The 10,613-nt window shown below is 44.7% G+C and carries 7 protein-coding genes and 1 tRNA gene; 4 read left to right on the forward strand and 4 right to left on the reverse strand.

Features of this window, described 5'->3' with window-relative positions:
- Nucleotides 1–450 precede the first annotated feature (450 nt).
- A complete protein-coding gene (locus tag B3O12_RS06290; RefSeq protein ID WP_286755698.1) occupies nt 451–3,897 on the reverse strand; it encodes a pyruvate carboxylase in 3,447 nt (1,148 codons plus the stop codon).
- A 173-nt stretch (nt 3,898–4,070) separates the two neighbouring features.
- Between B3O12_RS06290 and B3O12_RS06295 the strand changes: the two genes are divergently transcribed.
- Nucleotides 4,071–4,592 carry a GNAT family N-acetyltransferase gene (locus B3O12_RS06295; RefSeq protein ID WP_189630431.1) on the forward strand — a complete coding sequence of 174 codons (522 nt, stop codon included), beginning with the start codon at nt 4,071–4,073 and terminating at the stop codon, nt 4,590–4,592.
- A 17-nt stretch (nt 4,593–4,609) separates the two neighbouring features.
- On the opposite strand, the gene B3O12_RS06300 is transcribed toward B3O12_RS06295, so the two are convergent.
- Together B3O12_RS06300 and B3O12_RS06305 are read right to left on the reverse strand one after the other, a co-directional pair.
- A complete protein-coding gene (locus B3O12_RS06300; RefSeq protein WP_286755699.1) occupies nt 4,610–5,173 on the reverse strand; it encodes a hypothetical protein in 564 nt (187 codons plus the stop codon).
- Nucleotides 5,174–5,177: 4 nt separating this feature from the next.
- Nucleotides 5,178–5,687, reverse strand: a complete 510-nt coding sequence (locus B3O12_RS06305) for an RNA polymerase sigma factor (RefSeq protein WP_286755701.1) — start codon at nt 5,685–5,687, stop codon at nt 5,178–5,180.
- A 191-nt stretch (nt 5,688–5,878) separates the two neighbouring features.
- Here B3O12_RS06305 and treF point away from each other — a divergent pair, with 191 nt between their 5' ends.
- Both treF and B3O12_RS06315 read left to right on the forward strand, forming a co-directional pair.
- A complete protein-coding gene (treF, locus tag B3O12_RS06310; RefSeq protein ID WP_189630428.1) occupies nt 5,879–7,381 on the forward strand; it encodes an alpha,alpha-trehalase TreF in 1,503 nt (500 codons plus the stop codon).
- Nucleotides 7,382–8,227: 846 nt separating this feature from the next.
- On the forward strand, nt 8,228–8,848 hold the full coding sequence (locus B3O12_RS06315) for a hypothetical protein (protein WP_189630427.1): 621 nt from the start codon (nt 8,228–8,230) through the stop codon (nt 8,846–8,848).
- A gap of 210 nt (nt 8,849–9,058) precedes the next feature.
- Here the strand turns inward: B3O12_RS06315 and B3O12_RS06320 are convergent.
- Nucleotides 9,059–9,130 (reverse strand) — tRNA-Glu (locus B3O12_RS06320).
- Nucleotides 9,131–9,352: 222 nt separating this feature from the next.
- On the opposite strand from B3O12_RS06320, the gene gap reads away from it, so the two are divergent.
- Nucleotides 9,353–10,348: a type I glyceraldehyde-3-phosphate dehydrogenase gene (gene gap, locus B3O12_RS06325; RefSeq protein ID WP_286743017.1), complete on the forward strand. Its 996-nt coding sequence runs from the start codon at nt 9,353–9,355 to the stop codon at nt 10,346–10,348.
- The last annotated feature ends 265 nt before the right edge of the window (nt 10,349–10,613 follow it).

Genomic DNA, 10,613 nt, shown 5'->3' on the forward strand with positions numbered 1-10,613 from the left:
GGAAGATAGGAATCAAAAACCAGAAATCGGAAATCAGAAGCCGGGAGCGGGAAGCGAAAAGCTGTGAAAAGAGGACACTTTGGTTTCCATGCTGAGCGAAGCCGAAGCATCTGCCCATGATCTAGCCTAGCAGATCTTTCCATAATGGAGGAATTGGGAAGACGCAAGTTCGGAGCTAGGAAGACGGAAACCAGAAATCGGAAATCGGAAATCAGAAGTAGGAAGCGGGAAGCGGGAAGCGAAAAGCTGTGAAAAGAGGACACTTTGGTTTCCATGCTGAGCGAAGCCGAAGCATCTGCCCATGATCTAGCCTAGCGGATCCTCCCATAATGGAGGAAGTGGGAAGACGGAAGTTGGGGTGTGAGAGATAAAATCCGGCAGTTGGGATAACGAAAGAGCTAAAGCCTTTTCAACTCTCCCCAATCATCGGCAACTGCCGGAATCGTAAGCCTATTCCAATTCAACCACCAGGTCGTCCTGTTCAACCATATCTCCGCCTTTGAGATAAATGGCCTTTACCTTTCCGGCTTCAGGAGCTGAGACTGTTGTCTCCATTTTCATAGCTTCAACTACAAAAAGAGCCTGATTTTCTTTTACAGTATCGCCAACATTCACTTTTACTTCAGCAATTCTACCCTGCAGAGGTGCTCCTACTTGATGTTCACCATCTACCTTGCGGTTGGCAACCTTAGTAACTTTAAGGTTCTGATCCCGAACATCGATCACCCGTGTTTGGCCATTCAGCTCAAAGTACACTTTGCGCATTCCGTTTTCATCGGGCTCAGCAATATAAAGCATCTTAATAATGATATGCTTGCCTTTCCCAATCTCCACAAACACCTCTTCATTAGGCTTTAAGCCAAAGAAAAATGCCTTGGTAGGTAGTTGCCAAACGGCTCCATAGTTTTGCCAATGCTGATAGAAATCCTTAAAAACTTTAGGGTATAACTTGTACGAAAGAAAGTCCAGCTCATCGCAGTAAATATCGAACTCTTGCTGAAACGCTTTAAACTCCTTATCAAAGTCTACGGGCTCCAGATGTGCGTTTGGCCGGTCTGTATATGGCTTTTCGCCTTTTAGAATAATTCTGGAAAGCTCTTGCGGAAAACCTCCAGGCATTTGCCCCAGATCTCCCCTGAACAAGCTAATAACTGACTCCGGAAAAGAGAGGGTCTCGCCACGTTCCAGTATATCGGCCGGTGTCAGGTTGTTAGAAGTCATAAATATGGCCATGTCGCCAACCACCTTGCTAGACGGGGTCACCTTTACTAAATCTCCAAACATTTTGTTGACCACCGCATAATTACGCTTCACCTCTTCAAACTTATGCTCCAGGCCCAGAGCAGCAGCCTGTGGTCTTAGGTTGGAGTATTGCCCGCCCGGTATCTCATGGTCGTACACCTCAGCTGTGCCGGCCTTCAGACCGCTTTCGAAGGGGTAGTAATATTCGCGCACATCTTCCCAGTAGTTGGCATACTTATTCAGGTTTTGCACATCAACCTTAGGGTCTCGGGGATGCCCCTTGAGTGCCGCTGCCAGCGAGTTAAAATTGGGTTGAGAAGTGAGGCCTGACATGGAAGCAATGGCCACATCCACAATATCTACTCCAGCTTCTATGGCTTTAAAGTATGTGGTGGCTTGCATGGACGATGTATCGTGAGTGTGCAGGTGAATGGGTAAATTCACCGTTTCTTTAAGAGCACTTACCAATACGGTAGCTGCTTCGGGCTTTAGCAAACCTGCCATATCTTTAATGGCTATAATATGGGCTCCTTCGTCTTCCAGTGCCCGAGCCATGTCCAGATAATACTGCAAGTTGTATTTGCTTTCCTTATCGAGCACATCGCCCGTATAGCAAATGCATGCTTCTGCCACCGAGTTGGTTCTCTCACGAACCGTGCGAATGCTCACCTTCATGGCCTCCACCCAGTTGAGAGAATCGAATATTCGGAAAATATCCATGCCATTCTCAGCCGACTTCTCAATAAATCGCTCAATAAGGTTATCCGGATAAGCTTTGTAACCTACACCGTTGGAACCTCTTATAAGCATTTGCATAAGTATGTTGGGTGCTGCCGCACGCATTCGCTTCAACCGGTCCCATGGGTTTTCATAAAGGAACCGCATACTCACATCGAAGGTAGCCCCTCCCCACATTTCCCAAGAAAATACGTTGGGTTGATTTTTGGCAAAACCTTCGGCCACTTTGAGCATGTCCAGCGAACGCATTCGAGTAGCCAACAACGACTGATGGGCATCGCGCCAGGTAGTATCGGTAAATAGGATTTGCGGCTGCTCTTTAATCCACTTGGCCAACCCTTCGGCTCCCTTTTCTTCCAAAATTTGCCTGGTGCCGGAAGGATACGCTCCCAAACGGTCGAACTCAGGAACCTTCGGTACCCTCAACTTTACTGAAGGGTCTATTTTCTTTACGCTCGGATTGCCATTTACGGCCACCTCTCCCAGGTAGTTGAGTAACTTTGTGGCCCGGTTCATGTACCGTGGCATCTGGAGTAACTCCGGATGATTTTCTATAAACTTTACTGTGGCCTTTCCGGTAAAGAAAGTCTCATGACTAAGTACATTCTCTAAAAAGCCTTTGTTGGTTACTACGCCTCGTATTCTAAACTCAGAAAGTGCGCGTTGCAGCCTTTGAGCAGCTCCTTTTAACGTGCGTCCTGAAGCAGTGATTTTCACCAACATCGAATCGAAAAAGGGCGATATGGTTACTCCGGCATAGCAGTTACCGGCATCTAGCCTAATACCAAACCCTCCCGGAGACCGGTAGGCTATAATGGTGCCATAATCGGGCTTAAAATTGTTTTCCGGGTCTTCTGTAGTAATTCGGCACTGAATGGCAAAACCATTCTTCTGCACATCGGCCTGGCTTTTGATGAAAATCCGAGGGTGGTCGAGCGGATAACCCTGGGCTATTTCTATTTGAGAGCGAACAATATCAATGCCTGTAATTTCTTCAGTCACCGTATGTTCAACCTGTACTCTTGGGTTTACTTCAATAAAGTAAATCTGCTCATCGGCATCGACCAGAAACTCTACTGTACCCACATTATTGTAATTCACTTCGCGGGTAATTCTCAGCGCATACTCATAGAGTTTTTCACGAGTTTCATCTTTTAGCCCTATGGAAGGAGCCACCTCTACAACCTTTTGGTACCTGCGCTGCACTGAGCAATCGCGCTCATACAGGTGTACAAGGTTACCGTAATTATCGCCCATGATTTGCACCTCAATGTGCTTGGGGCTATCAATAAATTTTTCAATGAAAATAGTATCGTCTCCAAAGGCTTTTCCAGCCTCTCCACGAGCCTCATTGAAAGCGCGCTCCAATTCATCTTCCGAGCGTACCACCCGCATACCGCGGCCTCCCCCACCGGCTGCGGCCTTTACCATTACAGGAAAGCCAATTCGCTTTGCTTCTTTAAGAGCAATGGCACTGCTTGTGAGCGGCTCCTGACTGTCTTCAATAAGCGGCACCTGGGCATTGCGGGCCACAATTTTAGCCTGCACCTTGTCGCCCAAGCGTTGCATTACTTCCGGCTCGGGGCCAACAAATGTGATTCCGGCTGCTTTACAAGCTCTTACAAAGTGTACGTTTTCTGAAAGAAACCCATAGCCGGGATGTATAGCATCTACCCCTTCCCTTTTGGCCAGAGCAATGATCTCATCAATATTCAAATAAGGTTTGAGCGGATCATCATCGTCTCCAATCTGATAAGCCTCATCGGCCTTGTATCGATGGAGGGAATAACGGTCTTCGTATGTATAAATGGCCACCGTACGAATCTTCATTTCAGAAGCTGCTCTCAGTACGCGTATAGCAATTTCGCCACGATTGGCCACCAGTATTTTATTGAATTTGCGAATGTTTGTTTCCATGCTCAAAACTTGAATGGGTGGAATTTAAATGATTAGCAGGTTAGGCACAAATGCCAAATCCGAATTGATCACGTTTTCAAAAAATATATTTTTGCGACCCGAAAAGTAAGCATCCACAAGGGCTTATAATTGTATATTAGACGGTTAAGTAATTTTTAAAATTCCCAAAGTCTATGGAAAACTATCGAATCGATAAGATTTCTATCGAGCAGCTAGAGGAGCTCAGATCTATTTCTATAGAGACTTTTACCGATGCATTTGGCGATAAGAACCATCAGGCCGATTTTGACGGTTATTTGCAAAAGGCATTCGATGCCAACCAATTGCGCAACGAACTGGAAACCCCGGACAGTTACTTTTACTTTTTAAAAAATACAGATGAGCCGGTGGGCTATCTTAAGCTCAATACGAAAAAAGCTCAGTCAGACCAGGTTTTGGACAATGCCATGGAAGTTGAGCGCATATACCTAAAAAGACATGTTCAGGGCAAGGGCCTTGGCACTTTACTATTGAACTTTGCTATGCAAGAAGCCAAAAATAAAGGGCTGATGGCCATTTGGCTGGGTGTTTGGGAAGAAAACAATAAAGCCATAGCCTTCTACAAACGCCATGGCTTTGAGGTATTTGGCAGCCACCCTTTTAAATTGGGAGGCGACCTGCAGCGCGATTTACTAATGAAACGGCTGCTGATTTAAGATCATTAGACTGATGCTCAAGCTTTCAAACTGATAAGTTTTTCGCGCATGTGCTCAAGCTTTTGCTTCTGCGACACGTAAAAGGTTTTATGCTCCCAACGGGCACCAAAGTACCCGGCCACAAAAAACAGGAGCAATAAGGCTCCCTTGTACCACTCTGCCCACTCATCGACAACAGAGGCAATACTCAGCAAAGCCACCACCAAATAAATCCACTTACCCATAGCCGATAGCCTGACCTGAAAATCAGCATGGGCGATGGCCGCGTTCATATCGCCCAATATGCTTTTATCGAAAGTGTTTTGATGGTTCAGTCGTTGCTGTCTTCTAAGGTATATTACTCCGGCCAATACCATTGTAATTACGGCCAGCAGACTAGGGAATAGCTGAAAATCCGACTTGATGAGACTGGCTCCCAAAATAACCAGCGTGCAAAACACCAGCGACCCCATCATTAGTTGTTCACTTCTCCCGGCCACTGCAGCAGCTTTATTTTTACGCTGTATCACCCTATTGTGAAGCGCTTCCTCGTCTAAGGCATACAACGCCTTTTGACTCTGTTCATCCCATATTTTTTTCATTTCATCAAATTCCATTGTTCAACATTTTTTTAGACTGTTCGGTGAGGTGCTTTTTTATTCGATTAATCTTCACTCCCACGTAGTTTTCAGAAATACCAACAATCGAAGCCATTTCTTTATAGCTGAATCCATCGAGCAAAAGCAAACAAAGGGAGCGATCTATCTCATCCAACTGTTGAATTTGCCCATATAGCCATTCTAGTCTTTGGTCTGGCTTTTCTTCTGCAGGCTGTAGAATTCGAACCACCTCACCATTATCTGCTTTATTTTGATCCCTGCTTTTCTTCAGCTTCCATTTTAAAGCCTGATTAAGTGCTATTCTATAAACCCAGGTAGAGACCGCGCAGTCGTTCCTGAAATTGCTAACCGATTTCCAGACATTGACAGCAATCTCCTGAAACAAATCTTCGCGGTCCTCTTCCTGCTCGCAGTACGACCGCACCACCTTAAATAAGATACCCTTGTGGGTTTCCAACCAAGATTCAAAAATCTGTTTCTGCTGTACTTCTGTCATTTCAACCTGTCAACCTATTAGTACCCTCTAACCTGGCGATTCTTACAAACCTGAGATTTTTTTTTAAGTGTAGGCTGCAATGCATTGGCAAAGAGCTCATTCCGTGCTTAGAAATCGTAAAATGCGCAAGGGCTCGCTTTGGAAAAGAACAAGTTAACCTTGTAACTTGAATGGCTCAAAACCACAAGATTATGGCCAATCGACTGATTTTTTTGGAGGAAGACCTAAAAGAATTGTTCACTGACTTGCATGCTTCCGGGCAGTGGGCAGATGGCAAGGAGATTTCCGATGCCTATGCTATTGAAGATCCGGCCAATATACTTGCCATCTACAGGCAAGAAAAGAACCACCCCAATTTTGACCTAAAAACCTTCTTCAATAATTATTTTGTGAGTGCTCAAAGCCAAGGGAAAGAATACCAAAGCGATAGCTCCCTGCCTGTAGAAGATCACATAGAACGCTTATGGTCTGTTCTTGCCCGTGAGCCCGACAATGAGGAATACTTTTCCACGCTTATTCCTCTGCCTTATCCTTACGTAGTTCCGGGCGGGCGCTTTAATGAAATCTATTACTGGGATAGCTATTTTACCATGCTGGGTTTAGTAGAAAGTGGCCGAACCGACATGGTGGAGCATATGGTGAAAAACTTTGCATACATGATTGAAAATTTCGGCTTCATACCCAATGGCAACCGAACATACTACCTAGGCCGCTCCCAACCTCCCTTCTTTTCACTTATGGTAAGCCTGCTGGCACAAGAAAAGGGAGAAAAGTATCTTATAGATTTTTTACCTGCCATGGTAAAAGAACATAAATTTTGGATGGAGGGTGAACAAGAACTGTCCAAAACGCAAGCCAATTACAAACGAGTAGTTCTCATGCCGAATGGAGAAGTACTGAATCGGCACTATGATAATATTTTCAGTCCGAGAGCAGAAATGTATCAAGACGATGTGGAATTAATTGAGCGAAAAGGGAAAGCGGGTAAGCAAACGCTTTTGAATATACGGGCGGCCTGTGAAAGCGGCTGGGACTTTAGTTCGCGATGGTGCGAAGTACCTGACGATCTCACCACCATTTATACCACCAACCTAATACCTGTAGACCTAAATTGCCTGCTCTACCATCTGGAAAAGATGATTAGCAAAGCCTATGTACTGCAAGGAGAAGGCAAGTTGGGCACCAACTATGCCCAAAGAGCAGAAAGCAGGGCTAAGGCCATTCAGCAATATTGTTGGAATGCTTCTGAAGGCTACTTCTTTGATTTTAACCACCACCATGAGGCTCAAACCACAAGCCTGACAGCCGCGGCTGTCTATCCACTGGCTTTTCAGCTCGCTTCTGCCCAACAGGCCGAAAGTGTAGCCAATACCCTGGCACAAGAACTACTGAAAGATGGTGGGCTGCTTACCACAAACTTTGAGTCTGGCGAGCAATGGGATGCCCCAAACGGCTGGGCTCCATTGCAGTGGATGGCCATTTGGGGACTTAGAAATTACGGCCACGACCATTTGGCCACAACCATTAAAAATCGCTGGACAGCCCTGAATATTAAGGTTTTTAAAAATACGGGCAAGCTTATGGAAAAGTACAATGTGGTTGACACAAGCCTGCTTAGCGGTGGAGGCGAGTATCCGGTACAAGATGGTTTTGGCTGGACAAATGGAGTGCTTCTAAAGCTTTTGAGGGAATAAACAAACCCCGGTGATTGCGTACCGGGGTTCTTAAAAATGATTGTATGAAAAATCATTAGGACCGTCTGCCCTAACAGATATTCCGAGAATAGTTTGGCACATGCCTGGGCCAAAGCGCAATTGCCCGCAAAGATGGCATTATGCCCATATTACGTGCTTCCTTAGTGTTATGCTTTGAATAAATTAATGGAAAGAGAAGTGCATTTCCAGCAAATACCAGAACCTGAAAACGGAACACGCTTTTCAACAATAAGCTAAGGGACTATGGTTCAATCCAAGCCCAAATACGGCCACATTGTTATGAGGTAAATACTCCTAATCTTCCTTACCAAAAAATCGCGTTTCACCCTGAAACCTTGCGCGACCAAGGCTTCAAAGCAGTTTCTATGCACATGTTTCTCGACTGCCTGAACAGGATAATGGTTGGAATTGGCTTTGAATTAACCGAACTGCATGGGTTGAGCCTTTGCCTTTCTGCCACGACTTGCGAGAAACAAAACACGAATATGCCCAAGAAAGAAACGTTCACATGCATTTTTTTGATTATTGGAGCATTTCTTACATCAATGCACATGCCCATATTTTGCTGGTTTACAACCCGCTAAAAAGTAAGGGTGTCATTCAGTAGACTTCATGCACAAAGTTTTACAAAATAATGTGGTTGCATTTTCCTGTGGCTCAAGTTCAAACGTTAGGTCATTGACGCTCATATGCGTAAATACCGGAACAAAGCCCATTGGTGAGAAAGTTGCCGGGTAAGGTTGTTCGAAAAGAGATGTGTTAAAATCAGGAAAGCTAATATATACAACCCCAAAAGTTTTAAGTTTGCAAGAGATTAATAATTATATGAAGAAGCTGTCTTTACTCATTGTAGTGGTTCTAATGTTTACCGGATGTTTTCCCGATGAAGACGGTCCGAACTACGAGTTTGTAAGTGGTGAGTTAACCCATACCATTGAAATTGATTGGTCTGATTTACCTCCCAACGAAGACATTGCCCGAACAGATCTGCTTAGCCTCAATGAGTTTATAGCTGTTTCTACCAACGATTTTGACGCTCCGGCCGGCAAGGCCATTATTGCCCCTCAACTGGTTGGTCTCTACTACGACATTAGAGGCATAGAAAGCGGCAACTCCATTGGCCTCTTTGAAGCCAGCCTAAGTGCTATTGCCGATGGTGGTTACACAGAACGTCTGACCGACTTTACCATTGTAGATGTTGAGAACACCATTACTCTGGACAACGACAACAACGAAGTATTTGCAGAGATCCCCATTTTTGATCCTGAAAACCCTGGCAACACCAATGCCAACGGCTTGGCTCTCATAACCACTACCATGGCCAGAGGAAGAATTAACATTAAGCTCGATGGCGTAGGTAAAAACATTCACCTGGTGACTTCCGGAGAGCGGTTTGAAATTGTACTCAAATTTGAGCTATTGGGAAGAATAGAGTCCGATCAGTAAGTTCTCTAAACCAACCAGCCCAATCAGGATTCCTCCTTACACTATCTTTTTATAGGCATTTTTTGATAGAAAGAGCCGAAATGAGTTGACACTCCAACCTTCTTTGGCGACTCATGAACACCTTTCATTAGGAACGGACACAGCCTTCTGATTTCCTAATCTTTGAAACGAGCATAACAAAAAAAGCCCGACAAATGTCGGGCTTTTCAGCAGTCCCTAGGGGAATCGAACCCCTGTTTCCAGGATGAAAACCTGGCGTCCTAACCCCTAGACGAAGGGACCGTGTTAGGATTTTCACAACCTTAAACCAATTTGCCTAAGAGCTCCTTGATTTTCGGTGTGCAAATATAGATTTCGGTTTTTTATTTCCAAAAATATTTTCATTGAAATATTTCAATCGATTCCGATGGAACCCCTTTACGACAACATTGATTTATATTTGAAATGGCATAGGGCTTTCTTAGTTTTGCGCCACATCAATCACAAATAAAACCGTAAAAGGACATGTCTAAAATTAGAGTAGCCATTAATGGTTTTGGAAGAATCGGACGACTGACTTTCAAAGCGTTATTGAGCAAAGAAAACGTTGAAGTAGTAGCGATCAATGACCTGACCGATACTGCTACCCTTGCCCACCTGCTAAAGTACGATTCTGTACACGGCAAATTTGACGGCACTGTATCGTCTACTGCAGACGGCATTGTGGTCAATGGCAAGGAAATTAAAATCTACGCTGAAAAAGAACCAAAGAACCTTCCTTGGGGCAAGTTGGGCGTTGATGTAGTTCTTGAGTCTACTGGTAGATTCGTTGATGAAGAAGGAGCCGGAGGGCACTTGCAGGCCGGAGCCAAAAAAGTTGTAATTTCTGCTCCTGCCAAAGGCAACATCCCTACGGTAGTGCTTGGAGTAAACGAAGATATTCTAACTGGCAACGAAACCATTGTTTCTAACGCCTCTTGTACCACCAACTGCCTGGCTCCAATGGCTAAGGTATTGGACGATGCCTTTGGCATTGAAAAGGGTTATATTTCTACTGTACACGCTTACACGGCCGACCAAAGAATTCAGGATGCTCCTCACAAAGACTTGAGAAGAGCCAGAGCCGGAGCGGTTTCCATCATACCAACTTCTACCGGAGCAGCCAAAGCTGTAGGTTTGGTGCTTCCTCACCTAGCCGGTAAACTCGATGGTATTGCTTTAAGGGTCCCTGTGCCGGACGGTTCATTGACAGACCTAACTGTAATGGTGAAAAAAGAAGTAACTGCCGAAGAAGTGAATGCGGCCATGAAAGCTGCCGCTGAAGGCCCAATGAAAGGCATTATTGAGTACTGCGAAGATCCAATTGTTTCTGTGGACATTATTGGAAACCCTCACTCAAATATTTTCGATGCAGAACTGACTGCCGCTGCCGGTACCTTGGTAAAAGTAGTAGGATGGTACGATAACGAAGCAGGCTATTCTAACAGAGCCGCTGACCTTATCGTTAAAATCGGTGGCTAATTAAAAAGCAAAGTGAATATAGAGCCCTGATGTTGCCATCAGGGCTTTTTTTTTATTTGAAACCTGTATCGTCCTGAAACAACCTTACACAAAAGAATGTGCAATGAATGAATATGTAAAGCGTACTCAAAGGGATCATTAGAACGGTTTAGGCAATTAGTTGTGGCTACCGGAAATGTGGTGGTTCAGAAAACCTTAGAATAAAATAGTAGGGTTACTCATTTAGATCGCATTTGTTAGGCCCGGTATACTAGCCATAAGCTGT

Origin of the sequence: Roseivirga sp. UBA838 (assembly GCF_002296035.1) — a bacterium.
Taxonomy (GTDB): domain Bacteria; phylum Bacteroidota; class Bacteroidia; order Cytophagales; family Cyclobacteriaceae; genus Roseivirga; species Roseivirga thermotolerans.

Coding starts and splice junctions, on each gene's coding strand:
- B3O12_RS06290 (WP_286755698.1), bottom strand. CDS start 3,897: ATGGAAACAAACATTCGCAAATTCAATAAAATACTGGTGGCCAATCGT.
- B3O12_RS06295 (WP_189630431.1), top strand. CDS start 4,071: ATGGAAAACTATCGAATCGATAAGATTTCTATCGAGCAGCTAGAGGAG.
- B3O12_RS06300 (WP_286755699.1), bottom strand. CDS start 5,173: ATGAAAAAAATATGGGATGAACAGAGTCAAAAGGCGTTGTATGCCTTA.
- B3O12_RS06305 (WP_286755701.1), bottom strand. CDS start 5,687: ATGACAGAAGTACAGCAGAAACAGATTTTTGAATCTTGGTTGGAAACC.
- treF (WP_189630428.1), top strand. CDS start 5,879: ATGGCCAATCGACTGATTTTTTTGGAGGAAGACCTAAAAGAATTGTTC.
- B3O12_RS06315 (WP_189630427.1), top strand. CDS start 8,228: ATGAAGAAGCTGTCTTTACTCATTGTAGTGGTTCTAATGTTTACCGGA.
- gap (WP_286743017.1), top strand. CDS start 9,353: ATGTCTAAAATTAGAGTAGCCATTAATGGTTTTGGAAGAATCGGACGA.